The sequence below is a fragment of the Caenispirillum bisanense genome, assembly GCF_039523075.1.
Classification (GTDB): domain Bacteria; phylum Pseudomonadota; class Alphaproteobacteria; order Rhodospirillales; family Rhodospirillaceae; genus Caenispirillum; species Caenispirillum bisanense.
The window spans coordinates 1-23840 of record NZ_BAAAEP010000062.1; the positions used below are offsets into that span (position 1 = coordinate 1).

A 23840-nucleotide genomic window follows, 5' to 3' on the forward strand; every position below is an offset into this window, starting at 1 on the left:
GACGGCGGCGTGGGGGGGAGGGGCGGCAGGGGCGGCGCTCAGCGCCGGCCGGTGGTCGAACAGGACCTCCGCCGGCGCCGGACAGGCCGCCAGCGCCGTCGCCGCGCCGGTCGCCCGCCCCTGCACCGCCTGCCAGGCGGCGCGGTGGGCGGCGAGGCTGGCCGGCAGCCCCTCGGCGGTGGCGCTGGTGCGCACCACCGCCCCCTCCCCCGGCTGCAGCAGCGCCGCCAGCAGCCCCTGCAGGCGGGCCCGCGCCTCGGCCGGCAGCTTGGACGACACGTTGGCGCCCGGCCGCTGCGGGGTATAGGCGAGGCAGTCGTCGGTGAAAGAGACCTTGGCGGTCAGCCGGGCGCCCTTGCCGCGCCGTGCCTCCGCCGCCACCTGGACGATCACCGCCGCCCCTTCGGCCGGCAGGCCGCCGGGGCAGTCGCCGGCGTTGAGGAAGCCGGGCACGCCGCTGCCGATGTCCACGAAGGCCGCCGAACCCGACGGCAGGCGGCCGGTGACGCGGCCGGGGTGCAGGCCGGCGGCCTCGGCCAGCCCCAGGCGGGCGTGGATCACCAGCCGCAGGGCGTCGTCGGCGTCCAGCACGGCGGCCCGGCGCTCGCCGGGGCTGTCGGAGATGAGGATGCGGCCGGTGGCGGTCTCGGTCATGGTGGCGTCGGCTCCCGCCGCGAAGGATCGGCCGGCACCGCGCCGCCGGCGCTCACAGGTCGGGACGGATGCCCGCCGCCGCCAGCAGGTTGGCGGTTTCCAGCAGCGGCAGACCGACCACGTTGGGATAGCTGCCGTTGACCTGCTTCACGAAGGCGCCGGCCAGCCCCTGGATGGCGTAGCCGCCGGCCTTGCCGTGCCACTCGCCGGAGCGGATGTAGGCGTCCATCTCGCGGCTGTCCAGGCGCTTGAAGGTGACGGCGGTGTCCACCAGCTTGTGCCACTCGCGGCCGTCGGGGCCGATCAGGGTGACGCCGCCGTAGACGTGATGCCGGCGCCCCGACAGCAGGGCGAGGCACGTCCGCGCCGTCGCCTCGTCTTCCGCCTTGGGCAGGATGCGGCGGCCGACGCCGACCACCGTGTCGGCGGCCAGCACCACGCAGCCGGGATGGCGGGCCGCCACCACGCGGGCCTTTTCCGCCCCCAGGCGGGCGGCATGCTGGCGGGGGAGTTCGTCGCGCAGGGGCGCTTCGTCCACGTCCGCCGGATCAACGGCGGACGGCACGATGCGGATCTGCTTCAGAAGGTCGAGGCGGCGGGGCGAAGCCGAAGCAAGGACGAGGCGCGGCGGCACTGTCACAGGCATGCCCTGGCGACGCTCACTTGAAGCGGAAGGTGATGCGACCCTTGGTGAGGTCGTAGGGGGTCATTTCCACCGTAACGGCGTCGCCCGCCAGGACGCGGATGCGGTTCTTGCGCATCTTGCCCGAGGTATGGGCGAGAATTTCGTGCCCGTTTTCCAGCTTCACGCGGAACATGGCGTTGGGCAGCAGTTCGACGACCACGCCCTGAAACTCGATGAGATCTTCCTTGGCCATTATCCCTACCGGGCCCTATGGAAAAATGCCGACAACAAATGCGGTGGAGACCTGCGCAGGTCAAGCTCTTTTCACTGTCGCGACCGAAATGCGTCACCCGGCGGGCAGGCGGCTGGGCGGGAAAGCGGCGGTGATGCGTTTCATCAGCTCGTCGCGCACCTGGCGATAGGCGTCCAGCCGCGTCTCGCGGTTGCCCTCCACCAGCGCCGGATCGAAGGTGTTCCAGAACAGCACGTCGCAGGCCATGGTGCGGGTCATTTCCACCGCCGAGTGCTGGGCTTCCGGCGACAGCGAGACAATGGCGTCGAAGCTGGTGTCCTCCAGCTCGTCGAAGGTCTTCGGCCGGTGGCCGGAGACGTCGATGCCGATTTCGTCCATCACCGCGATGACGAAGGGGTCGACCTCGCCCTTGCGCACGCCTACCGAGTCGACGAACACGCGGGTGCCGTGCAGGCGCTTCATGATGCCTTCGGCCATGGGGGAGCGGATGGCATTCATGGTGCAGGCGAACAGCACGCTTCCGGGCAGGTTCGTCGGCACCGGCAGCGCCCTCAGCCGCGAATGTGGAGAACGCAGAGCAGCGTGAACAGGCGCCGCGAGGTATCCACGTCGATCTCCACATGCTCCGCCAGCCGCTCGCGCAGCAGTTCGGCGCCTTCGTTGTGCAGGCCGCGGCGGCCCATGTCGATGGCCTCGATCTGGCTCGGCGAGGCGGTCTTGATGGCGCCGTAGTAGCTTTCGCACACCATGAAGTAGTCGCGCACGATGCCGCGGAACGGCGACAGCGGCAGCGTCACCCGCGTCAGCGGCGCATCGTCGGTGTTGCGGACATCCATCACCAGCCGGTTGTCGGCCAGCGACAGGTGCAGCACGTAGGGGCCGGCGATGGCCTCGTCGCGGACGCGGAAGGTGTTTTCCTCCAGCAGGTCGTAGATGGCGACCGCCCGCTCGTGCTCCACCTCCGGCCGGCGGCGCACCAGCGTCTTTTCGTCGAGCACGACGTTGACGATCACCTCGCGGCCGCGGGCGCCGGCGGCGGTCATGGCCTCAGCTCCGCGCCGTGGGGAGGCGCAGCGCCACCGACAGGCCGTGCGCCTGCAGGCCCTCCGCCTCCGCCAGCTTCACCGCCGCCGGACCGATGGCGGCCAGGGCGCCGGCATCGCAGCCGAGCAGCGAGGTGCGCTTCATGAAGTCCACCACCCCGAGGCCGGACGAGAACCGCGCCGAGCGCGCCGTCGGCAGCACGTGGTTGGGGCCGCCGACATAATCGCCCACCGCTTCCGGCGTGTGACGGCCAAGGAAGATGGCGCCGGCATTGGTGATGCGTTCGGCGAGCGCCTCGGCATCGTCCACCGCCAGTTCCAGGTGCTCCGGCGCCACCTGGTCGACCAGCGGCACGGCGTCGTCCAGGCTGTCCACCACCACGATGGCGCCGTGGTCGTTCCAGCTCTGGCGCGCGATCTCGGCCCGCGGCAAGGTCTGCAGCAGGCTCTCCACCGCCTCCATCACCCGGGCGCCGAAGGCGGCGTCGGTGGTGACGAGGATGGACTGGCTGGCGGTGTCGTGCTCGGCCTGGCTCAGCAGGTCGGCGGCGATCCATGCCGGGTCGTTGTTGCCGTCGGCCACCACCAGGATCTCCGACGGGCCGGCGATGCTGTCGATGCCGACGGTGCCGAACACCTGCCGCTTGGCGGCGGCGACGTAGGCGTTGCCGGGGCCGACGATCTTGTCCACCGGCGCGATGGTCCTGGTGCCGTAGGCCAGGGCGGCGATGGCCTGGGCGCCGCCGATGCGGTAGATCTCGTCCACCCCGGCGATCTTCGCCGCCGCCAGCACCAGCGGGTTGAGCTTGCCGTCCGGGGTCGGCACGCACATCACCAGCCGGCCGACGCCCGCCACCTTGGCCGGCAGCGTGTTCATCAGCACCGACGACGGATAGGCCGCCGTGCCGCCGGGCACATAAAGGCCCGCCGCCTGCACCGCCCGCCAGCGGCTGCCAAGGCGCACGCCGGCATCGTCGGTGTAGTGGTAGCTTTCCGGCAGCTGCCGGGCGTGATACTCGCGCACCCGTTCCGCCGCCAGTTCCAGCGCCGCGATCAGCTCGCGGTCGCAGGCGGCATAGGCAGCCTCCACCTCGGCGGCGGTGACGCGCAGGGTCTCCGGCGTCAGCTCCAGGCGGTCGAAGCGGCGGGTGTAGTCGATGACGGCGGCATCGCCGTCGCGGCGCACCGCCTCCAGGATCTCCGCCACGGCGGCGTTGACGTCGTGGGAAGTCTCGCGCTTGTCGTTGATGAGACGATCAAAGGCCTCGGCAAAGCCGGGCGTGCCGGCACGCAATTCAACGGGCATTCACGACCTCCCGGAACTTCTCGATCCAGCCGCCCAGTTCCTCGGGGCGGGTTTTCAACGCGGTGCGGTTCACCACCAGGCGCGAGGTGACGTCGCAGATGTGCTCCACCTCCACCAGACCATTGGCCTTCAGGGTGGAGCCGGTGGACACCAGGTCGACGATGCGGCGGCAGAGGCCGAGCGCCGGCGCCAGTTCCATGGCGCCGTTCAGCTTGATGCATTCCGCCTGCACGCCGCGGCGGGCGAAGTGCCGCTTGGTGGTCTCCGGGTACTTGGTGGCGACGCGGACGTGGCTCCACTTGGCGGGATCGTCCTCGCCCGACAGGTCCACCGGCTCCGCCACCGACAGGCGGCAGTGGCCGATATCGAGGTCGAGCGGCGCATAGAGTTCGGAGTAGTTGAATTCCATCAGCACGTCGTTGCCGGCCACACCCAGGTGCGCGGCGCCGAAGGCGACGAAGGTGGCCACGTCGAACGACCGCACCCGCACGATGTCGATATGCGGATGGTTGGTGGCGAAGCGCAACTGGCGCGACTTGGGATCGTCGAACGCGGGCTCGGGGACGATGCCCACGGCCCGCACCAACGGCATGCATTCTTCCAGGATCCGCCCTTTGGGCAGGGCGATCACCAGACTTTCACGGCCCATGGGTGGCGTCTTCTCGGCGGTCAGCGGCAAGATGGAGGCGCATGTTTACACGAGTCCCCGCCGGCGAACCACCCCGTTGATCACCGCCCGCCGCCGCACCCTGGCCGCCGCACCCCGGCCGCCCCGTCGGCGCTGCCGGGTCAGAACCGCACCAGGGTCATGACGCCGAAGAACCCGGCTGCCAGCACCGCCAGCATGAGGGCGATCCACATGGCGCCGCGCGACAGCGCATCGACGAACCCGCCGCCCCGCCGGCCGCCCCCCTGGCCGGTGCCGTTGATAGCGTCCACCAGCGCCTGCATCCGCTTGCGCAGATGGGCTTCCTGGGCCTGACGCTTTTCCGGCGGCAACGAGGCATAGAACTGTTGCAGCCGCCTGAGTTCCCGCTGGTTCTCGGCGACGCTGCGCGATCTCGGATCGGCCATTTCTCCCCCTCCGCCGGATCCTTACTGGTGGTTGAAGATACGGGAAGCCGGGCGCCAGGACAAACGGTTTATCGAAAGGATTACTCCGCGGCCGCCAGCAGCGGTGCAGCGGCCTCTGCGCCGGCCCGCCGCGGCTGGGTTCGGCGGGCGGCGGCGCGGGCCTCCGCCAGGCGGGCGCCGGGCCATACTCGCAACAGCTGCACCCGCTCCCGCCCCGGCCCGTCGCACAGGCGGTAGAGGTGGGTGTAGGTGCCGAAGCGGCGGTGGACCACGGCGACGCAGCGGTGATCCGGCAGGCCGAGGATGTCGTCGTCGGGACCGACGACCACGCCGGGGGCCAGCGGCGACACGATGGAACAGGACATGGCGATGCCTCCTCTCGATCCGATGGGAGGCTGACGCGATGCGCGGCGATGGTCCGAGGTCACCCGATTGGTTGCCGGTCCGGCCGCATCTTCCCCGCCCCGCGCGGTTTGCGGGTCGGGAAGCACCACCTTGCCCGGGATGGCAGGTTGGTGATGGGCGTCAGCCCACGCTCTTGATGCTGAGACTGGTGATACGCCAAGCCGCCGGCGGAGGCAAGGGGGAGATCGCCGTGGCGGCGCCCTCCCCTCCCTGCTCCACGTCCGGCCGTCAGCGGTCGCCGCGCAGACGCTCGATATGGGCGCCGCAGGCGGCCAGCTTCTGCTCCAGCCGCTCGTAGCCGCGGTCCAGGTGGTAGATGCGGTTGACGATGGTCTCGCCTTCCGCCGCCAGCCCGGCCAGCACCAGCGACACCGAGGCGCGCAGGTCGGTCGCCATCACCGGCGCGCCGGACAGCCGCGGCATGCCGCGCACGATGGCCGAGGCGCCGTGCACGGTGATGCGGGCGCCCATGCGCAGCAGTTCCGGCACGTGCATGAAGCGGTTTTCGAAGATGGTCTCGGTGAGCATGGAGGCGCCGTTGGCGGTCGCCATCAGGGCCATGAACTGGGCCTGCATGTCGGTGGGGAAGCCGGGATAGGGCTCGGTCATCACGTCGACGCCGCGGATGTCGGCGCCGTCAGCGCGCACGCGCAGGCCGCGGGCGGTTTCCTCCACCTCGACGCCGGCTTCCTCCAGGGTGCGGGTGACGGCCGTCAGGATGTCGGTGCGCACGCCGGTCAGCTCGATGTCGCCGCGGGTGATGGCGGCGGCGACCATGTAGGTGCCGGTCTCGATGCGGTCGGGGATGACGCTGTACTCGGCGCCGTGCAGCCGCTCGACGCCCTGCACGCGCAGGGTGGAGGTGCCGATGCCGGAGATGCGGGCGCCCATGGCGTTCAGGCAGTGGGCGAGGTCGCAGACCTCCGGCTCCTGCGCCGCGTTGGCGATCACCGTGTCGCCCTCGGCCAGCACGGCGGCCATGAGCGCGTTCTCGGTGCCGCCGACGGTGACCATCGGGAAGATGATGTTGCCGCCCTTCAGGCGCGAGGCGACGCGGGCGGTGATGTAGCCCTCCGACAGCTCGATGGTGGCGCCGAGCGCCTCCAGCGCCTTCAGGTGCAGGTCCACCGGCCGGGTGCCGATGGCGCAGCCGCCGGGCAGCGACACCCGCGCCTCGCCGTGGCGGGCCAGCAGCGGGCCGAGCACCAGCACGCTCGCCCGCATCTTGCGCACCAGGTCGTAGGGGGCGGTGGTGGAGGTGACCTCGCGGCAGCGCATGGCCAGCACGCGGCCGGTGGCGCCGCCGTTCTCGGCATGGCCGTTCAGCTCCATCTCCACGCCATGCTGGGCCAGCAGGTTGGCCATGGTGGTGATGTCGGCCAGATGCGGCAGGTTGGACAGCGTCAGCGTCTCGTCGGTCAGCAGCGCCGCCGGCATGAGCGTCAGCGCCGCGTTCTTGGCGCCGCCGATGGAAATGGTGCCACGCAGCGGCACGCCGCCGACGATGCGGATACGGTCCATGGTAACCCTGGCTCTTTCACAATAACTGGGGGACGGAACGGTGACGGCCGCATTCTGCCCCGACAGGATGGCGGCTTGGGGGCGGTGGTGTGTCACAGGCGCGGCAGGGTGACGCCCCGCTGGCCCTGGTACTTGCCGGCGCGGTCGCGGTAGGAAACGTCGCACTCCGGCTCGCCGCGCAGGAAGATGAACTGGCAGGCGCCTTCGTTGGCGTAGATACGGGCCGGCAGCGGCGTGGTGTTGGAGAATTCCAGCGTCACGTGGCCTTCCCATTCCGGTTCCAGCGGCGTCACGTTGACGATGATGCCGCAGCGGGCGTAGGTGGACTTGCCAAGGCAGATCACCAGCGTGTCGCGCGGGATGCGGAAGTATTCCACCGTGCGCGCCAGGGCGAAGGAGTTGGGCGGGATGACGCAGACGTCGGTGTCGCGCTCGACGAAGCTCTGGTCGTTGAAGTTCTTGGGGTCCACCACCGCCGAGTCGACGTTGGTGAAGATCTTGAACTCGCTGGCGACGCGGGCGTCGTAGCCGTAGGACGACAGGCCGTAGGAAATCACCCCCTGGCGTTCCAGGCGGTCGGTGAAGGGTTCGATCATGCCCTTCGCGTGGGCCATTTCCCGAATCCAGCTGTCGGGCATCACGGGCATGGGGGCGATCCTTCCGTCTTCGTCTGCTGATTACGCGCCGTTGCCGGCCGGGTCATCGCCGCCGCCGGCGGGGGCGCCGTCTTCGGCGGCCTTGGCGGCGGCCTCGCGGGCACGCAGCTGTTCCTTGCGCTTCTGCAGGTTGGCACGCAGGGCCTGAGCGCGGCGCGCCAGACGGTCTTCGACGCGGTCCTGCCCCTTTTCGGAAAGGCGGGGCGGGTTCCGGTCACGCTTCGACATGGTCGACATGGACGGACACTCTGGCTGCGGGGGCTGATGCTAAAGTGGCGCATCCTCCCTTCTGCGGCCGGTTCCGTCAAGAGCGGCTTGCGGCGGCGCCCGGCGGCGGTGCTTCCGGTGCGGGCGGGGCGGCGGAGGGGCCGGTGGAGGGGCGGGTGGAGAGGGATGAAAAATTCTGAAAAAAGAGGCTTGCACGCCCCGACCGCCGTGGCTATAAAGCGCGCCTCGGCACGACGGAGGCCACGGCGAAATGCCAGACACCCCCGCCGCCGAGGCGACAGACGGTACGCTGCTGTAGCTCAGGGGTAGAGCACTCCCTTGGTAAGGGAGAGGTCGTGGGTTCGATTCCCCCCAGCAGCACCACCTGCAAAAAACCCCGCCGCTCCCGGAGCAGGCGGGGTTTTTGCTGTGCGGGCGGGAGCGGGACCGGGAAAAGGCCGCGCCTCAATCGAGGCTGACGGCCATCCACGCGCCATCGGCGGCGGCGCACTCGAACACGGCGGCGCCGGCGCGGCTATCCCAGCTGGTGCGGCAGCGGTCGTAGCCCTCCACCGTCACCACCCGCACGAAGCTGCGCGGCAGGAAGGCCGGCCGGCCGTCGTGCTCCACCTGCAGCCACAGGGCATCCACCACCACGGCGGAGGCCGTCGCCCCCTGGTCGAGCCATGCCAGGGTGGTGGCATCGGCGCGGTCGGTGGAGGCGCGCACCGGCGTGCGCCGCTGCATCTCCACCGTCAGGCGCGGCCGCGCCGGCGGCGGGGCGGCGCTGTAGGTGACGGTGGTCGCAAGCCCCTTCAGCGTCTCGACCTGACGGGCCAGGCCTTCCTCCGTCATGGCCTCGCGCGCCTGACCGATGCCGTCGACCACCGTCGCCGTCACCTTGGGCAAGGCCTCGGGGTCGCACACCAGGGCCAGCGAGCCGGTGAGCACGGCGCAGGGATGCACGCCCGGTCGCCACGCCTGCCAGCCGAGGCCGAGGGTGGCCAGCAGCGCCAGGCCGAAGGCCAGCTGGAACGTCGCCTTGCCAAGGGTATGACGCAGGATCTGGGGCCAGCCGATCATCACGCTCCTCCATCCAGGGTCGCCGGCACATCTTCTGGCAGCACCGTCACCAGTGCGGCATCATTGCGGCGGGACTTGCCGTGCAGGCGGCGGGCATGGTTCTGCACTGTGCGCTCCCACAGGCGGCGGGCCTCGCGCCCGTTGCCGAAGGCGCCGTCGCTGGCGGCGATCATGGCGGAGAACGCCGCCGCCGCCGCCTCGCTGGTGCCGGGAGCCAGCTGATAGCCCTGCTGGCGGGCGAAGTTGCCAAAGATGGTGGTGAGGTCGTCGACGGCATAGTCCTCGAAGTGGACGGTGATGTCGAAGCGGCTCTTGAGGCCGGGGTTGGCATTGATGAAGGTCTTCATCTCCTCGCGATAGCCGGCGACGATGACGACGAAGGCATCGCGGTGGTCTTCCATCGCCTTCAGCAGCGTGTCGATGGCCTCGCTGCCGAAATCGTTGCCGCCGCCCTTCGCCAGGCTGTAGGCCTCGTCGATGAACAGCACGCCGCCCATGGCCTCCTGGATCTTCTTCTTGGTCTGGATGGCGGTCTGGCCGATGTAGCCGGCGACGAGGTTGCCGCGGTCCACCTCCACCACATGCCCCTTCGCCAGAAAGCCGAGGTCGCGCAGGATGTTGCCGACCAGCCGGGCGACGGTGGTCTTGCCGGTGCCCGGATTGCCGGTGAAGACCATGTGGAAGCTGCGGGCGGAGTCCTGGTCAAGCCCGCGCTTGCGGCGCTCCTGCTGGATGACCGCCAGGCTGACCAGATCGTTGATCTGCCGCTTCACCCCGTCGAGCCCGGTCAGAGCCTCCAGCTGCCGCAGCGACTCCTGCAGCGCACCGCCGTCGCGCGGCCCGTCGCGCGTCGGCTGCACCGGGCGCAGCACGACGTCGTCGCCCTCGGGCTCCTGGGGGCCGTCGCGGGACGGCGGCGGCGGGGGCGGCGGGGCCTTGCTCAGCCGTTCGCGTTCGCGCTGCTGGGCGAGCTGGATCCGGCGGTTCTGCAACTGGCCGCGGCTGCGCGCCGCCGACAGTCCCATCACCACCACTCCCGCCCCCGCCACATAAGGCAGTGCCGGCACCACCAGCGACCAAAGGCGCACACCAAGGGCCGCCGTAGTTATTACGACCAGCGCCACCAGAACAGTTTTCACCATCCCCATTTCCCCAAAGGCGCGAGAGCGGAGCTTGGCGCGCTCAAATGTCGAACCCCATGCGCCTTCCAGTTTATTCGCAGCCGGCGCGGCGCAGAGCATAACGTTGGCCGTTACTGCCATCAACCTATTGACAATATTATTTGTGCGGACTTACCGTGCCTATGCCGCGGGGGAACCGGGGGCTCTCACCATCCCGCGCCGGCACGGGGGAAATTCAGTCCGAGGGGTAATCATGACGTCGCGTTTCGCAACCTCCCTGCGGGGGGGCGTGGCCGCCTGTGCGCTCGTCGCCGCCAGCCTGATGGCCGGCGCCAGCTTCACTCCCGCCGCCGCTGCTGCGCCGGCGGCGCAGGGGGAGGTCACCTGCTCCGGCACCGGCCCCTGCCGCGAGGCGCAGACCCTGCTTCCCCTGCGGGCTCTGCCGCGCCCGGCGTCGCACGTCTACAAGAGCGAATCCGCCGTCGCCGAAGCGATCCTGCTTGAGAACGTGACCGCCTTCTCGCCCCTGTTCGTGTTCAACCGCAAGGATCTCGACCTGTCCGATCCGGCGGAGCCGAAGGGCTGGTATCAGGTCGGCCGCACGGCGGACAAGCCGGAAGGCTGGATGCAGGCCAAGGACGTGATGGAGTGGCGGCAGGCCCTGGTGGTCGCCTACACCCACCCCGGCACCGGCGACGAGGCGCGCAACCCGGTCCTGATGTTCAACACCGCCGACTCCCTGCGGCAGGTGGTGGAGGCCGGCGACCGCGAGGCCCGCGCCGCCGCCCTTTACACCCAGGTCGACGCCGGCGAGAAGCCGGAGGCGGTGATCTCCATCGAGCCGAAGAAGTTCACCGACATCGAGGACACCTTCTACGTCCTGCCGGTGCTGGCTTTCGAGAAGGTCGACCTGTTCGAGGAAGACACGCGGCTGCTGCAGATCGCCGCCGCCGTGCCGGCCAAACGGTCCGACGGCGCCAACGACACCACGCTCGCCAACGCCGACTACCAGCGCAAGAGCCGCGCCGCGCCCACCCTGGCCGAAGCCGGCGACATGGGCATCGACATCGTGTTCGTCATGGACCTCACCGGCTCCATGGGCAAGCACGTGGAGCTGACCAAGCAGGCGATCCTCAACGTGGCGCAGACCGTCGCCGCCGATCCGGCGGTGAAGGACAAGGTGCGGTTCGGCTTCGTCGGCTACCGCGACGACCTGAAGGTGGCGCCCCAGCTGGAGTTCGTGAGCAAGTCCTTCACGCCGACGCTGGTCGACGGCGTCGCCTTCGCCAAGCTGATCGAGACCGACGTGCGCGCCGCCAACATCAGCTCCGACGACTATGCCGAGGAAGTCTATGCCGGCATGAAGACGGCGCTGGAGGAAACCCGCTGGACCGAGGGCGCCCTGCGCTTCATCGTCCAGGTCGGCGACGCCTCCGCCCACGAGCCCAAGCACGCGCAGAGCACCACCGGCCTGAGCGCCGCCGAAATCCGGCAGATGAGCAACGACGCCAACGTGTCGGTGTTCTCCATCCACCTGCGGGAGGCCCGCGCCGCCTCCGACCACCCCATCGCGGAGCCGCAGTTCGCCCGCCTTGCCAGCAACCCGGGCACCGGCACGCCGGCCCTGTTCCCGGTGGAGTCGACGGCACAGGCGGAGTATGAGCGCGTCGCCAAGCAGATCGCCGGCCAGCTGACGGACGTGGTGAAGACCGCCCAGGCCCAGGCCAAGGCCGCCGCCGAAGCGGCGAAGGCGGCCCAGCGGGCGGCCAAGGCCATCCCCGCCGAACAGGCGGCGGCGGCCGGGGCGGCGGCGGCCGGCGCGGCGGTGGCTCCGGCCGGGGCCGGGGCCGGGGGAGGGGCCGCCTCCCGCCCCGGGCCCGGCCCCCAAAGCCGGCACCGCCGTCGCCAAAGCTTCCACCAAGGCGGCGACCGAGCTGAAGGATCTGCCGGTGGAGGCCGCCGCCGCCTCGGCCGCACCCGCCGAAGCCGGGGCGCTCAAGGATCTGCCCGTCGAGGCGGCGCCGGCGGCGGCCCTCAAGGATCTGCCGGCCGAGCCGCAGCGCCTGGACGGCATCGCCGAAGCGGTGGGCGCCGATCTCGACCAGCTGGCCCGGGCGGAAGACCCGCTGAGCGCCGAGATGAAGTCGGTGCTGGGCGAGAGCGCGGCCAGCCCGCAGGCGGTGGCGGATGCCCAGCTCATCAATCAGGTCGCGGCGGCGGCGCTGGTCAACTACCTGGGCGGCGAGCCGGTGCGCGACGTCACCTTCTGGGCCATGGACCACGATCTGGTGGACCCGGACAAGCGGGCGCTGGATGTCCGCGTGCTGGTGACGAAGGAGGAACTGAACAACCTCATCACTGCCATGCAGCAGGTGGTCGAGGCCATGCAGACCGCCGAACTGGCGCAGCTCGACTTCTTCACCTCGCTGCAGTCGGTGATGGCGCAGGTGTCCAAGGGCCAGGACATCGACTTCGACAATGCCAAGCGGCTGGGCTCCACCAACCTGCTGCCGCGCTGGATCGACAGCCTGCCCTACCGCAGCGCCATCCTGGAGATGAACAACGCCGCCTTCGAGGCCATGGTGCCGGAAGAGCGCGTGCGCCTGGAACAGGAACTGGTCAGCAAGTTGAGCTTCTACGTCGAGGTGAACAACAACATCGACGTCTGGCAGGCCCTGAACAGCCAGAGCACCGAGGCGGCGAAGGTCTACCCGCTGCCGCTCGCCATGCTGCCGTGATCCGGGCGGACTGACCCGTCATGGACCGGATGCACGCCGCTGTCCCCACCATCGGGGGCAGCGGGCCGGCGCCTGCGGCGCCGACCACCGTTCTGCTGCACATGAAGGACCTGACCCGCACGCGGGAGCAGGCCGATGCCCGTTTCGAGCTGTCGGTGCCGGATTTCCGCGTCGCCGCCGGCGAGTTCGTGGCGGTGGTGGGGGCCAGCGGCTGCGGCAAGAGCACCCTGCTCGACATCCTGGCGCTGGTGCTGCGGCCGAGCGGGGCGCAGCATTTCCGCCTGGCCGGCGAGGCCGGCTGGATCGATCTGGCGGACCTGTGGCGCCGCAACGATGAACGGGCGCTCGCCGCCCTGCGGCGAACCCGCCTCGGCTACGTGCTCCAGACCGGCGGGCTGCTGCCGTTCCTGACGGTGGCGGAAAACATCGCCCTGCCCGCCCGCCTGACCGGCCAGACCCTGAGCCGGCCGGAGCTTGAGGCCATGGCGGCCGACATCGGCATCCGTCAGGTGCTCGACAAGAAGCCGCAGTACATTTCCGGCGGCCAGCGGCAGCGCGCGGCCATCCTGCGGGCGCTGGCCCATGCCCCCGGCCTCATCCTGGCCGACGAACCGACGGCGGCGGTGGACCAGGAGCGCGCCCGCGCCATCGTCGCCGATTTCCGCCGCGCCGCCAGCGAGCGCGGCTGCGCGGTGGTGATGGTCACCCACGACCGCGACCTGGTCGCCCCGGTGGCCGACCGCGCCTATACCTTCACCCTGGACCATCCGGCGCCGACCGTCGTGCGCTCCGTCTGCCATGCCGGAGGCCTCGCATGAGCCGCCGCCCGCGCTTCGCCGTGCTGCCGCTGGCGGTGCGCGACCTGCGTCACGAGCTGGTGCTGAACCTGTGCCTCGTGCTGGCGCTGGCGGCCGTGCTGGCGCCCCTGCTGCTGCTCATGGGGCTGAAGAACGGCACCGTCGAAACCCTGCGCGACCGGCTGGTGCGCGACCCGGTCTACCGCGAGATCAAGCCGCGCGAGACCCTGCGCCTGGATGCCGCCTGGTTCGCCGCCCTGCAGGGCCGCTCCGACGTCGGCTTCCTGGCGCCGACCATCCTGCGCGGTGCCTCCATCGTGCGGCTGGGGCGGCCGGGATCGTCCGACAGCGAACTGGTGGACCTCATCCCCTCGGCCGCCGGCGACCCGCTGCTGGTGGACAACGGGGTACCGGTGCCGGCCGCCGGCGAGGCGGTGCTGACCGCCCTGCTGGCGGAAAAGCTGGGCGCGCAGGCGGGCGAAACGCTGTCGCTGAAGGTCAACCGCGTGCGCGACGGCCGCCGCGAACAGGCGGTGCAGGATTTGCGGATCGTCGGCGTGCTGCCGGTCAATGCCGACGGCACCCTGCGGGTCTACGCCGAAACCGCCCTCACCCTGGATGCCGAGGCCTACCGCGAAGGACTGGCGGTGCCGGAGCGCGGCTGGGATGGCGGCACCGCCACCCCGCCCATGGCCTTCGACGGCGTGCTGGTGGCCGGGCCGCAGCGGCTTGATGCCCTCACCGCCGGCCGCCTGACCGTCGGCACCGGCTTCGCGGTGCAGGAAGAGGTCGACGCCGCCACCTTCACCGCCCGCACTGGCCTGCCGCTGCCGGAGGGTTATGCCGTGCTGGCGGTGCGCGGTGTCGAGCGCCCGGCCGGGCTGGAGGCGGTGGACGCCATCCGCGGCAAGCTGCGGGGTGTGGAGGTGGCGGTCCTTCCCTATGTGGCGGACCCGCCGGTGCTGCGGATCGGCGGCGCCGATGTGGCGGTGGCCGGCTTCTCGCCCACGGCGAAAGACCTGCGGGTGCTCGATCTGCCGCCGCCGCCGTGGCCGGCCCTGGCCGACGGGCAGACCTTCGCCGCCGAAGCGCGCCTGCTGCTGCCGCCCGGTGTCGCGGCCGACACTGCCGCCACGCTCGCCGTGCGCACCGAGGTCAGCCGCCTTGACGTGCCGCTGGCGGTGCAGCCGGGTGCGGCGCCGGGGGCCGCCGCCCTGGTGCCGGTCGAGCTGCTGGCCCGCCTGCGCACCGCCGCCGAACGCGCCGTCACTCTGACGCCGGATCAGGGGCTGGTGCTGGAACGCGGGGTGTTCCGCGGCTTCCGCCTCTATGCCCGCGACATCGACAGCGTGCCGGCGCTGCATGCCCACCTGCAGTCGCTGGGGATCGAGACGGTGGCGAAGCTGGACGTCATCGAGCGCCTGCGCATCCTCGACCTCGGCCTGACCCGCATGTTCGCCATCATTGCCGCCGTGGGGCTGACCGGGGCGGCGGCGGCGCTGGTCGCCAACTTCTACGCCTCCGTCGACCGCAAGAAGCGCGACCTCGCCATGCTGCGGCTGATGGGACTCGACCGGCTGGACGTCTGGCGCTTTCCCATCGTCCAGGGGCTGCTGCTCGGCGGCGTTGCCTCGCTGCTGGCGGTCGCCACCTACCTTGCCCTTGCCGCCGTCATCAACGGCCTGTTCCCCGCCGACTTCGACCTCGGCAGCGAGATCTGCCGGCTGCCGCCGCTGGCCCTGGTGCTGGCGGTGGTCGCCGCCGTGGCGATGGCGGGGGCGTCGTCGCTGCTGGCGGCCTGGAAATCGTCCCGCCTGGACCCTGCGGAGGCCATCCGTGTCGAATAAGCCCGCCCTGTCCGCCGTCGCCGCCCTGCTGCTGGCCGCCGTGGCCCTCGCCCCGGCGACCGCCGTCGCCGCCGATGCCGACTGCACTAAGGACCCCAAGGCCGACGCCCGGTTCAACCCGTGTCCGGCGGCGGACGACTTCCTGCTGCCCATGCCCGGCGGGCTGTCGCTGGTGTTCCGGCGCATCGACGTGCCCGGCGCCGAGTTCTGGGGCAATGCCCGGCGCGTCGTCCAGATCGGCGATTCCCAGGGCGGCATCTTCCAGCAGCCGCAGCGGGTGATGGTGGGCGGCGCCTTCCCCGACAAGGACGCCTGGTACTACTACCTCGGCAAGTACGAGATCTCGAAGGCCCAGGTGGCGGCCATCCTGGGGGCCGGCGACATGGCGGCGGGCGTGGCGCGCTATGTGGAGCTGTCGGGCAACCCCGACGACCGCGAGTTGCTGACGCTGGATGCCGCCAAGCTGGACCGCGCCCTTGCCTACCCGGCGGCGTGGCTCAGCTGGACGGCGGTGAACGAGGTCATCGACCGCTACAACAAGTGGTGCTTCGCCGATGCCGCCTGCCGCGCCGCCCTGCCCGCCCTCACCGGCGGCAGCGGCCAGGGCGCCGGCCAGAGCACGCCGGGCTTCCTGCGCCTGCCGACGGAAGTGGAATGGGAATATGCCGCCCGCCTGTCCGGCGGCGCCGACCAGTTCGACGAGCCGCTGCCCTTCCCGCGGGCGCGGTGGGAGGCCCACGCCCACGTCAAGCCCAAGGCCAAGGCCGATCCGCGCCGCATCGGCACGCTCGATCCGGTGGGCGGCCTGCACGACATGTTCGGCAACGTGCAGGAATACACCTTCGGCGGCTTCCAGGCGGAGGTCGGTCAGGGCAAGACCGGCGGCGTGGTGGCGCGCGGCGGCAGTTACCTCGACATGAACAGCGGCCTGCGGTCGTCGCAGCGCATCGAGGTGGGGCTGTATCAGGTGCAGGGCGATCAGGTGGTGGAGGTGCGCTCCCCCACCACCGGGTTCCGCCTCGCCATCGCCAGCGTGGTGCTGCCCTCCCCCGCCTTCCACGAGTTGCTGAGCCGCCAGCACGAGAGCTATCTGGCGGAGGTGCGCGCCGCCACTCCGGCCGGCCAGACCCTGCTCAACGGCGGGGCGCGGGCCGGCACCAGCCTGCAGACCGCCAACGCCAGCCTGACCGCCCTGAACACCCTGGTCGCCAGCGACGAGCAGGCGGTGCGCGAGATCGCCCGCCTGCAGAGCAGCCTGGACGAGGCCTCGCAGCAGCTGGCCCTGCGCAACCAGCAGGTCTGCGACCGCAACATGGAGGAAGGGGTGCTGTTCGGCGCCCTGTTCGCCCGCTCCATGCGCGAGGCGGAACGGCGCGACACGCTCGCCACCCTGCGCGGCAAGAACCCCAACCTGACCGCCAAGGAACAGGCGGAGGTGGAAGCGATCCGCCAGGCCGCCGCCTCGCTGCGCAGCGACGGCGCCGTCTACTTCGGCAAGTACCAGGACCGCCTGGGCGACCTGATCGGCTGCGGCCGCGACCAGGCCATCGCCAGCGTCACCGCCTTCCGGGAAAAGATCACCGCCGGCAAGGTTTCCGCCCCCGAAGTGGCGCTGCACGACATCTTCGTCCGCCACCTGGGCGAAGGGGTGCTGAAGGCCGAACAGGCGGAGGCGCGCCAGGGGGCGATCATCGAGGAACTCAAGACCCGCAACGTCTACCAGCAGCTTTGACCCACAGAGGGAGAGGGGGAACCATGTCCATGATGCGCAAGACCTGCACCGCCGCCGTGATGGTGAGCGTGCTCGGCGTTTCGGCCTGCCAGACCAGCGGCAATGGCGGCGGCTACGGCGTCAAGGAACAGGCGGCGACGGTCGGCGTGCTGGCCGGGGGCGTGCTCGGGGCCCTGATCGGCGGCAGCGAAGGCCGCCTGCTCGGCGCCGCCATCGGCGCGGCGGCGGGCGGTGCCATCGGCTATGCCATCGGCGCCAGCCTGGAAGAGCGCAAGGCGCAGTACGCCTCCACCGAAGCCTTCTACGACGCCCAGATCAGCGACAGCCGCGCCCTCAACCAGCAGCTGGCGGCCCGCAACGCCGAACTGGCGGCCGAGCTGCCCCGCCTGCAGGCGGAAACCGATGCCCTGGTCGCCGCCTACCGCAAGAACAAGTCGGAGCGCGCCGCCCTCGCCTCCCGCAAGGCCGACCTGGATGGTCGCGTGGCGGCGCTGAACGATCAGGTGGCCAAGCTGGAAAGCGAAGCCGCGGTGCAGCGGCAGGTGGTGGCGGAAGCGCAGACGGCCGGCGATGCCGCCCGCTCCGGCGCCCTGGCCGCCGAGGTGACCACCCTCGAATCCGAAATCGCCGAACTGCGCGGGCTGGTCGACGGCATGGGCCAGCAGAGCGCCGCCATCGGCCAGTACCTGTAAGCCGGCCAAGGGAGACCAGACGCCATGACGCTCACCCGCCTGCTCGCCGCCGCCACGGCCGTCGCCGCCCTGTCCGGCTGCGCCGTCGCGCCGGAAAACTGCGACCCCAACCAGGGCAACCTGTTCAACACCGTCGGCGCCATGACCAGCGGCTGCTACGACCAGCGCATCGCCAACAAGCAGGGCGAGCTGTCGCGCACCCAGGCGCTGACCGCCGAACTGCAGGCCAGCAACGCCACCCTGACGCAGCAGAACGCCACCGCGTCGCTGGAGAACGCCGTCGCCCGCGAGGATCTGGCGACCCTGGAGGCCGAACGCCGCAAGCTGGAGGGCGATATCGCCCGCCTGCAGGCGCGCACCGACGCCCAGCGCAAGCAGAAGCAGGCGCTTGAGAAGCGCGCCGCCGCCGTTCAGGCCGACATCGGCAAGGCGCAGCAGCAGGCGGCCGCCAACCCCGGCGACGCCGCCCTGCAGGCCGAGGTGGTGCGCCTGCGTCAGGTCCGCGACGCCCTGGCCGCCGCCGTCGCCGCCGCCCTCGCCGCCCAGTGACGCGCCGGCCGCTCCGCCGCCGCATCGCCGCCCTGCCGCTCGCCCTGGCCGCCCTGGCGGCGGCGACGACAGCGGTCGCGGCCGATGACGCCCTGGATGCGACGGCGGCGGCGCGGCTTGTGCGCGAACGCCACATCGACCGCCTGCAGCCACCGCCGGAGGTGACCACCGCCGGCACCACCGCCGCCCTGATCGGCTGGCTGCGCAGCGTCGATCCCTACGCCCGCCTCACCCCGCCAAGGCCGGCGGGCGACGATGCGCCGCTGCGGCTGGGGGTCCAGGTGCTGGACGACCGCGGCGACGGCCCGCCGCTGCTGCTGCCCCTGCCGGGCGGGGTGGTGGAGTGGGCCGGGCAGCGGCGGCCGTTCCGCCTGCTGTCGGTGGACGGCCACCCGACCCGCGGCGCCGAGGGCACGGCGGCGCTGGCCGCTGCCGCCGCCGACGGTCGGCCGCTGGTGCTGGAACTGCGCGACGCCGATGCCGCCGACGCCGACGCACCGGCGCACCGCATCGCCGTCACCCCGCGCGTCCACCAGGAACCGGCGCTGCAGCAGGACCAGGTGGGGCCGTGGCAGGTGATCCGCCTCTACCGCTTCACCGACGGCATCACGCGGCGCGCCCTGGCCGAGGCCCTGGCGGAGGCGGGGGAACGCCCGGTGCTGCTCGACCTGCGCTGGGCCACCGGCGGCCATCTGCTGGAGGCCATCGACGCCGCCTCGCTGTTCATGCCGCAGCGGGTGGCGGTGACCACCACCGTGCGCAGCGCCGGCGGCGCCGACCCGCTGACCTACACCAGCCGCGACGACTGGTGGCGCACCCGCGGCCCGGTGGTGGTGCTGGTCGGCCCCCACACCGCCAGTTCGGCCGAGGTGCTGGTGCGGGCGCTGGACCATTGGGGCTGGGCCATCGTCGCCGGCCGCCCGACCTACGGCAAATGCGTGTTCCAGGAGGAGTTTGCCCTGCCGTCCGGCGCCACCCTCGGCCTCACCGTCGGGCGGCTGCTCGACCCGGCCGGCCAGTGGTGCGGCGGGCATGGGGTGATGCCGCAGATCCTGCTGACGGCGCCGCAGGATGACCTTGCCGCGTCCCTCAGCGACCTTGAGGCCGCCCTGGCCGACCGCGCCTTCGTCTGCCGCGAGGCCCTGTTCGACGATGCCGGCGCCGCCGCCGAGCGCGTCCGCCTTGGCTGGCAGGACGGTGTCGGGCGCCTGCAGCCGGTGCTGATGAAGCGCGGGCCGCGCCTGCGCCTGTGCCTCGCCCCGCTGCTGCCAACCGCCGCCGCGGCGGCGGTTGCGCGCGATCAGGCCGCCGCCACCGGCAGCGCCATGGCGGTGGACGGCTGGGACGGTACCCGGCGGGAGATCGTGATGCCGCCGGCCACCGCCACCGTCGCGCTTCCGTCCGCGCCCGCGCCTTCGCCGCCGCTCGCCCAGGCGGAGGGCGACGGCGGCCCGTGGTATGGCGTGCGCCTCGGCTCCTACCGCAACCCGGCCAATGCCGCCACCGAGATGGAGGCCGCGCGAACCCGCCATGCCGGTGCCCTGGGGGAACTGCGGGTGGTCAGCCGGCAGGTGGACCTGGCCGACAGCGGCACCTGGGTGCGGGTCTATGTGGTGCGCTTCGCCACCGCCGATGCGGCCGCCGCCTTCTGTGAAGAAATGGGCCTCGACCACTGCCGGGCGCAGCGCGTCTGCACCGTGCCCCGGCGAGGCGAAACCAGTCCTGGTGCCTGTTGAGCGCCCGGGTACGTCAGCGAGGGGGACATCGAATGACGACGACACTCACCACACGCCTGCGCGGCCTGGCCGCCGCCCTTGTGCTGGGCGGGCTGCTGGCCGCCGCCGGCCCGGCCGCCGCCGGCAACGACAGCGAGGCGCAGGCCCTGTTCAAGCAGGCGCTCAATCTCAATACGGAGGCGCAGAAGGCGACGGCGCCGGAAGATCAGGTGCGGCTGCTGCGCGAGGTGGATGCCCTGCTCGGCCGCATCATCACCGACCATGCGGACACCCGCCTCGGCGCCCTGCTCGTCGAGGGCAAGGCGGTCGGCCGCTTCAGCCGCGACGACGTGCAGGCCCGCCTGAAGGAGGCGGAGGCCGCCGCCGGTCCGGGCGCCACCGCGCCGCAGCAAGCCGCCGCGCCCGAGCCGGCCCCTGCTCCTGCTCCTGCTCCTGCTCCTGCTCCTGCGCCGGAGCCGGCCCCTGCGCCGGCCCCCGTGGCCAAGGCGGCCCCCGCACCGGCGCCCGCTCCGGCCCCCGAGCCCGAGCCGGCGCCCGAACCGGAGCCGGAGGCCATGAGCCTCGGCATGGCGGTGGCCGAGAAGCTTGATCCCAACCGGCCGCTGGATGCGGAGCTTCTCACCTGGCTGATCCACCTGGACGAAGACATCCTCACCACCGTGCCGCCGGAGGTCACCCGCAAGGGCGACGACCGGCTGACCATCGTCCTGAACGAGGTCGGCCTGCCGGTGGACGTGGAGGACTACATCGTCCTGCCGCACCTGACGGTGACGCTCGACCGCAAGGACGCCACCCACATCGCCCTCGCCGTCGACATGGCGCCGGAGATCCTGATGGCGGCGGGCACCCTGCGCATGGATCGCCCGAAGCTCACCGGCCTCTACAACCTCGACCTCAAGACCACCGTCCGCTTCGACGCCGCCTTCACCAACATCCGGCTGGAGCCCTTCGCCGAACTGGTGGCGGCCGGCGAGGCGGTGCGCATGTCCATCCGCAAGGTCACCTTCGTCGAGAACATCGACGAATCCAACGCCATGCTCGACGGCCGCGGCGAGTTCGCGCTGACCGACCTGGTGATCGACGACGACGACGGCTTTCGCGTCGGCATCGGCAAGGTGTCCAGCGGCTATACCCTCAGCAAGATCGACCAGCGCGGCTACAAGTCGCTGGTGGACCTGTTCACCCTGGCCGAGGAAAGCGGCGGCGAGGCCGTCTCGCCCGACCAGATCCTGACCCTGCTGGCGGCCCTGAAGTGGGACGGCATCGACAGCTCCTTCGTGCTGTCCAACCTGGTTTTCGCCGAGAACGACAAGGAGCTGTTCAAGGTCGGCTCCGTCACCACGTCGTTCGGCGCCGCCAATGCCGGCGGCAAGGGGTCGGCGACGGTGGCGCTGTCCGCGTCCGGCGTCACCCTCACCGATGCCGGCTGGGCCGACATGGTGGCGGAAAACCCCGATGCCGCCGCCATGCCGCAGGACCTGGTGCCGCAGGATGTGGCGTTGAAGCTGACCCTCGAAAACCTGCCCTACGCGGAACTGCTGCGGGCGACCGTCGGCAAGGAAGGGCCGCGCGCCGAACAGGCGATCAGCGCCGTGCTGGTGGACCACGGCACCCGGCTGGTCGCCTCCGACATGGCGCTGAAGGCGCCCAAGGCGGCCGTTGGCGGCGACATCACCGTCGGGCCCATCACCGGCTTCAGCGAGCCGCCGCGGGTTGACGGCAGCCTGACCGTCCATGGGCTCGACGTCGTGCTGGCGGCGGTCAAGAAGGTGCAGCAGCCGTCGGAGGATCTGCGTCAGCTGCTGTCGATGCTGCTGGTGCTGAACGGCATCGGCGAGAAGATGCCGGCCGGCGACGGCCTGCTGTACCGCGTCGCCTATCCGCCCGGCGGCAGCGTGATGGTGAACGACATCCCGCTGGAGTCGCTGGCGAAGTAGGGCCGGCCCTATCCGGCAGCCGCCGCATCCACCACCCGCTGGCAGAAGTCCTCGAACTGGCCGGCGAAGTAGTGGGTGCGCGGCCAGCCGTTGCGGCGGATGGAGAAGAACACCGTCTCCAGCCGCTGGCGGATCATCTCCGACGGCTTGGTGTCGATCAGGAACACCGACTTGCCGCGGGCGCTTTCCGGGTTGGCGGCCAGGTGGCGCAGGATGAAGCGCAGCAGCGCATCCTCCGGCGGCAGGCTGTAGCCGACGATGACCAGCACGTCGGTCTCCCGCAGCAGGCGGACGGCCTTGGGGAAGATCTCGTCGAAATAGGGGTCGGTATAGCTTTGCATGCGCGACGGCAGGATGAGCAGCGGCGGTGCCTCGCGCACCGCCGCATCGTCGCGGTTGCGGTAGTCGAAGTGGTAGCCGTCGCCCTGCCTCAGGATCTCGAAGCCGCCGTTGACCTTGATCAGCGACCGCCCGACGGTCAGCGGCAGATGGTCCCAGATGGTGCTGCCGCAGATGCGGGCCGGCGTCACGCCGCGATACAGGCGGCCGAACACCCCTGGCCCGGGGGCATCGCCGATGTGGTCGAGGATGGTTTCGATGGTGAAGTCGTAGTTGGTCGTCAGGAAATGGAACAGCGGCAGCCGGATGTCGCGGCCGCTGCCCTCCGCCAGCTCCTCCAGATGGCGGAAGAAGCGCAGGATGGCGCGCTGCCGCGCCTCCGTCGGGGCGGGGAAGCGCAAGGAGGCGTCGTCCACCGGCAGGATGTCGCAGGCGGCGCGGAACCGGCGGTGAATGAGGGTGCGGATCTCGGCGATGCTGAGGCGCAGGTTGTGGATGTCGACGTGGCGGTGGCGGATTTCCGGGTGCCGCACCTGCATGTCGATGGCATAGCCGAGGGTCTTGAAGGCCTCGAAGTCGATGGCCTCGCGGGCGTCCCAGCCGGTGGCGGCCAGCAGCTGCCGCAGGTTGGGGAAATCGTCCAGTTCGTCGGCGGTGATGTGGAACAGTTCGCCGTCGGTGGGGGCGCAGCGGTCCCAGGCCTTGGAGAACCCGGCGCCGCACCAGAAGGTCACCACCGGCGGCGGAGTCGCATCGGGATCGCGGGCGGCCAGGCCTTCCAGGGTGCTGGCGAAGGCGGCCACCGTCGCTGCTGCCGCCGCCGCCTCGTCCGCCTGATCCATGCCGCCCCCTCCGTCCGCTCGCCGCCGCGCCTGTGCAACACAGACGCCGCGGCGGCGGAAGAGGCTGCTGCCCTCAGCGCAGGTTGAAGACGATGGGCACGGCGACTTCCAGCGTCTGCGCCACCACCCCCGGCGGCGGCTTGGGCAGCGGCGAGGCGCGGCGGATCAGGTCTTCTACCGCGTCGTCGAGCAGGCGGTGGCCGGAGCCGCGGTCGATGCGGTGGGCCAGAACGGTGCCCTGGGCATCAATCACGAACCGCAGCACCACCGTGCCCTCCTGCCGCCGCGACCGGGCGGCCGAGGGGTATTGCTTGTGCCGTTCCAGCCAGCGCTGCACCTGCGCCAGATAGCTGTCGCGGGCATTGGGATCGCCGACCCCGGCGGTGGCCGGTCCCGGCAGTCCGCCGGCGCCGGCAGAGGGCGCACCGCCGGCGGCACCGGCAGCGGGGCCTGAGGCGGTGCCGGGTGCCGGCGCCTCGGTGACCGGACCGGGGGCCGGGGCGGCGGGAGCAGGCGCCGGACGCGGCTGCGGGGCCGGCTGCACCGGCGCCGGTTTCGGCGGCGGCGGCGGCTTGCGCACCGGCTGCGGGGCCGGCTTGGGCGGCGGCGGCGGGTCGGGGTCCGGTTCGGGTTCGGGTTCGGGCTCCGGTTCGGGGGGCGGCGGGGCCGGGGTTTGCACCGCC

General features: G+C 71.5%; 24 protein-coding genes, 1 tRNA gene, 1 pseudogene and 1 riboswitch. Of the genes and pseudogenes, 9 read left to right on the forward strand and 17 right to left on the reverse strand.

Going from position 1 to position 23840, the window contains the following annotated elements; genetic code table 11:
- From ABD056_RS19900 to ABD056_RS19955, 12 genes and pseudogenes are all read right to left on the reverse strand, one after another.
- Positions 1-654: pseudogene (locus ABD056_RS19900) on the reverse strand (hypothetical protein); the annotation flags it as partial.
- A 52-nt stretch (positions 655-706) separates the two neighbouring features.
- Entirely contained in the window at positions 707-1300 is a 594-nt protein-coding gene (locus tag ABD056_RS19905; protein WP_343869619.1) for a Maf family protein, read from the reverse strand.
- A gap of 13 nt (positions 1301-1313) precedes the next feature.
- Positions 1314-1532: a translation initiation factor IF-1 gene (infA, locus tag ABD056_RS19910; protein ID WP_343869621.1), complete on the reverse strand. Its 219-nt coding sequence runs from the start codon at positions 1530-1532 to the stop codon at positions 1314-1316.
- 93 nt (positions 1533-1625) lie between these two features.
- Positions 1626-2072: an arsenate reductase ArsC gene (locus tag ABD056_RS19915; RefSeq protein WP_343869623.1), complete on the reverse strand. Its 447-nt coding sequence runs from the start codon at positions 2070-2072 to the stop codon at positions 1626-1628.
- An 11-nt stretch (positions 2073-2083) separates the two neighbouring features.
- Positions 2084-2575, reverse strand: coding sequence for a UPF0262 family protein (locus ABD056_RS19920; protein ID WP_343869624.1), 492 nt, complete (start codon positions 2573-2575; stop codon positions 2084-2086).
- A 4-nt stretch (positions 2576-2579) separates the two neighbouring features.
- On the reverse strand, positions 2580-3881 hold the full coding sequence (gene hisD, locus ABD056_RS19925; RefSeq protein WP_343869626.1) for a histidinol dehydrogenase: 1302 nt from the start codon (positions 3879-3881) through the stop codon (positions 2580-2582).
- Positions 3871-4530, reverse strand: coding sequence for an ATP phosphoribosyltransferase (hisG, locus tag ABD056_RS19930; RefSeq protein WP_343869628.1), 660 nt, complete (start codon positions 4528-4530; stop codon positions 3871-3873). Before hisG ends, hisD begins: the two co-directional genes overlap by 11 nt.
- 140 nt (positions 4531-4670) lie before the next feature.
- On the reverse strand, positions 4671-4955 hold the full coding sequence (locus tag ABD056_RS19935) for a hypothetical protein (RefSeq protein WP_343869629.1): 285 nt from the start codon (positions 4953-4955) through the stop codon (positions 4671-4673).
- Between the two features lie 80 nt (positions 4956-5035).
- Positions 5036-5320, reverse strand: coding sequence for a hypothetical protein (locus ABD056_RS19940; protein WP_343869630.1), 285 nt, complete (start codon positions 5318-5320; stop codon positions 5036-5038).
- 57 nt (positions 5321-5377) lie between these two features.
- Positions 5378-5505: riboswitch (SAM-I-IV-variant riboswitch) on the reverse strand.
- An 83-nt stretch (positions 5506-5588) separates the two neighbouring features.
- Positions 5589-6881, reverse strand: coding sequence for a UDP-N-acetylglucosamine 1-carboxyvinyltransferase (gene murA, locus ABD056_RS19945; RefSeq protein WP_343869632.1), 1293 nt, complete (start codon positions 6879-6881; stop codon positions 5589-5591).
- Between the two features lie 92 nt (positions 6882-6973).
- Positions 6974-7528, reverse strand: a complete 555-nt coding sequence (gene dcd, locus ABD056_RS19950) for a dCTP deaminase (protein WP_343869633.1) — start codon at positions 7526-7528, stop codon at positions 6974-6976.
- A 30-nt stretch (positions 7529-7558) separates the two neighbouring features.
- Complete coding sequence (locus ABD056_RS19955; protein ID WP_343869635.1) at positions 7559-7774, reverse strand: hypothetical protein; 216 nt, start codon at positions 7772-7774, stop codon at positions 7559-7561.
- A gap of 279 nt (positions 7775-8053) precedes the next feature.
- Between ABD056_RS19955 and ABD056_RS19960 the strand changes: the two genes are divergently transcribed.
- Positions 8054-8128 (forward strand) — tRNA-Thr (locus ABD056_RS19960).
- Positions 8129-8209: 81 nt separating this feature from the next.
- Here the strand turns inward: ABD056_RS19960 and ABD056_RS19965 are convergent.
- The 3 genes from ABD056_RS19965 to ABD056_RS19975 all read right to left on the reverse strand — a co-directional run bounded on the left by ABD056_RS19965 (position 8210) and on the right by ABD056_RS19975 (position 11947).
- On the reverse strand, positions 8210-8827 hold the full coding sequence (locus ABD056_RS19965) for a hypothetical protein (protein WP_343869636.1): 618 nt from the start codon (positions 8825-8827) through the stop codon (positions 8210-8212).
- Complete coding sequence (locus tag ABD056_RS19970; RefSeq protein ID WP_343869638.1) at positions 8827-9969, reverse strand: AAA family ATPase; 1143 nt, start codon at positions 9967-9969, stop codon at positions 8827-8829. Before ABD056_RS19970 ends, ABD056_RS19965 begins: the two co-directional genes overlap by 1 nt.
- Positions 9970-10183: 214 nt before the next feature.
- Positions 10184-11947 (reverse strand): hypothetical protein, encoded by a 1764-nt coding sequence (locus tag ABD056_RS19975; protein WP_343869640.1) that lies wholly within the window; start codon positions 11945-11947, stop codon positions 10184-10186.
- Here ABD056_RS19975 and ABD056_RS19980 point away from each other — a divergent pair.
- The 8 genes from ABD056_RS19980 to ABD056_RS20015 are packed head-to-tail and all read left to right on the forward strand — an operon-like array spanning position 11898 to position 21976.
- Complete coding sequence (locus tag ABD056_RS19980) at positions 11898-12686, forward strand: hypothetical protein (RefSeq protein WP_343869643.1); 789 nt, start codon at positions 11898-11900, stop codon at positions 12684-12686. The genes ABD056_RS19975 and ABD056_RS19980 overlap by 50 nt on opposite strands.
- Positions 12687-12706: 20 nt before the next feature.
- Positions 12707-13504 carry an ABC transporter ATP-binding protein gene (locus ABD056_RS19985; protein ID WP_343869646.1) on the forward strand — a complete coding sequence of 266 codons (798 nt, stop codon included), beginning with the start codon at positions 12707-12709 and terminating at the stop codon, positions 13502-13504.
- Positions 13501-15330 (forward strand): ABC transporter permease, encoded by a 1830-nt coding sequence (locus ABD056_RS19990; protein ID WP_343869647.1) that lies wholly within the window; start codon positions 13501-13503, stop codon positions 15328-15330. The genes ABD056_RS19985 and ABD056_RS19990 overlap by 4 nt, the downstream gene beginning before the upstream one ends.
- A complete protein-coding gene (locus tag ABD056_RS19995) occupies positions 15320-17062 on the forward strand; it encodes a formylglycine-generating enzyme family protein (protein ID WP_343869650.1) in 1743 nt (580 codons plus the stop codon). The genes ABD056_RS19990 and ABD056_RS19995 overlap by 11 nt, the downstream gene beginning before the upstream one ends.
- A 29-nt stretch (positions 17063-17091) precedes the next feature.
- On the forward strand, positions 17092-17754 hold the full coding sequence (locus ABD056_RS20000; protein ID WP_343869651.1) for a glycine zipper domain-containing protein: 663 nt from the start codon (positions 17092-17094) through the stop codon (positions 17752-17754).
- Between the two features lie 24 nt (positions 17755-17778).
- A complete protein-coding gene (locus ABD056_RS20005; RefSeq protein WP_343869653.1) occupies positions 17779-18303 on the forward strand; it encodes a hypothetical protein in 525 nt (174 codons plus the stop codon).
- Positions 18300-20039 (forward strand): S41 family peptidase, encoded by a 1740-nt coding sequence (locus ABD056_RS20010; RefSeq protein ID WP_343869654.1) that lies wholly within the window; start codon positions 18300-18302, stop codon positions 20037-20039. Before ABD056_RS20005 ends, ABD056_RS20010 begins: the two co-directional genes overlap by 4 nt.
- A gap of 32 nt (positions 20040-20071) precedes the next feature.
- A complete protein-coding gene (locus ABD056_RS20015; RefSeq protein WP_343869655.1) occupies positions 20072-21976 on the forward strand; it encodes a hypothetical protein in 1905 nt (634 codons plus the stop codon).
- 8 nt (positions 21977-21984) lie between these two features.
- Here ABD056_RS20015 and ABD056_RS20020 read toward each other — a convergent pair whose 3' ends face one another.
- A complete protein-coding gene (locus ABD056_RS20020) occupies positions 21985-23157 on the reverse strand; it encodes an SIR2 family protein (RefSeq protein ID WP_343869657.1) in 1173 nt (390 codons plus the stop codon).
- A 73-nt stretch (positions 23158-23230) separates the two neighbouring features.
- Positions 23231-23840: energy transducer TonB (locus ABD056_RS20025; protein WP_343869658.1), on the reverse strand; the 610-nt coding region annotated here is incomplete at its 5' end.

Excerpts from the sequence above, each read along its gene's own strand:
- ABD056_RS19965 (WP_343869636.1), bottom strand. The coding sequence starts at position 8,827 with ATGATCGGCTGGCCCCAGATCCTGCGTCATACCCTTGGCAAGGCGACG.
- ABD056_RS19985 (WP_343869646.1), top strand. The coding sequence starts at position 12,707 with ATGGACCGGATGCACGCCGCTGTCCCCACCATCGGGGGCAGCGGGCCG.
- ABD056_RS20005 (WP_343869653.1), top strand. The coding sequence starts at position 17,779 with ATGACGCTCACCCGCCTGCTCGCCGCCGCCACGGCCGTCGCCGCCCTG.
- hisG (WP_343869628.1), bottom strand. The coding sequence starts at position 4,530 with ATGGGCCGTGAAAGTCTGGTGATCGCCCTGCCCAAAGGGCGGATCCTG.
- hisD (WP_343869626.1), bottom strand. The coding sequence starts at position 3,881 with ATGCCCGTTGAATTGCGTGCCGGCACGCCCGGCTTTGCCGAGGCCTTT.
- ABD056_RS20000 (WP_343869651.1), top strand. The coding sequence starts at position 17,092 with ATGATGCGCAAGACCTGCACCGCCGCCGTGATGGTGAGCGTGCTCGGC.
- ABD056_RS19935 (WP_343869629.1), bottom strand. The coding sequence starts at position 4,955 with ATGGCCGATCCGAGATCGCGCAGCGTCGCCGAGAACCAGCGGGAACTC.
- ABD056_RS20020 (WP_343869657.1), bottom strand. The coding sequence starts at position 23,157 with ATGGATCAGGCGGACGAGGCGGCGGCGGCAGCAGCGACGGTGGCCGCC.
- ABD056_RS19920 (WP_343869624.1), bottom strand. The coding sequence starts at position 2,575 with ATGACCGCCGCCGGCGCCCGCGGCCGCGAGGTGATCGTCAACGTCGTG.
- ABD056_RS19990 (WP_343869647.1), top strand. The coding sequence starts at position 13,501 with ATGAGCCGCCGCCCGCGCTTCGCCGTGCTGCCGCTGGCGGTGCGCGAC.
- dcd (WP_343869633.1), bottom strand. The coding sequence starts at position 7,528 with ATGCCCGTGATGCCCGACAGCTGGATTCGGGAAATGGCCCACGCGAAG.
- ABD056_RS19905 (WP_343869619.1), bottom strand. The coding sequence starts at position 1,300 with ATGCCTGTGACAGTGCCGCCGCGCCTCGTCCTTGCTTCGGCTTCGCCC.
- murA (WP_343869632.1), bottom strand. The coding sequence starts at position 6,881 with ATGGACCGTATCCGCATCGTCGGCGGCGTGCCGCTGCGTGGCACCATT.
- ABD056_RS19955 (WP_343869635.1), bottom strand. The coding sequence starts at position 7,774 with ATGTCGACCATGTCGAAGCGTGACCGGAACCCGCCCCGCCTTTCCGAA.
- ABD056_RS19940 (WP_343869630.1), bottom strand. The coding sequence starts at position 5,320 with ATGTCCTGTTCCATCGTGTCGCCGCTGGCCCCCGGCGTGGTCGTCGGT.
- ABD056_RS20015 (WP_343869655.1), top strand. The coding sequence starts at position 20,072 with ATGACGACGACACTCACCACACGCCTGCGCGGCCTGGCCGCCGCCCTT.
- ABD056_RS19970 (WP_343869638.1), bottom strand. The coding sequence starts at position 9,969 with ATGGTGAAAACTGTTCTGGTGGCGCTGGTCGTAATAACTACGGCGGCC.
- infA (WP_343869621.1), bottom strand. The coding sequence starts at position 1,532 with ATGGCCAAGGAAGATCTCATCGAGTTTCAGGGCGTGGTCGTCGAACTG.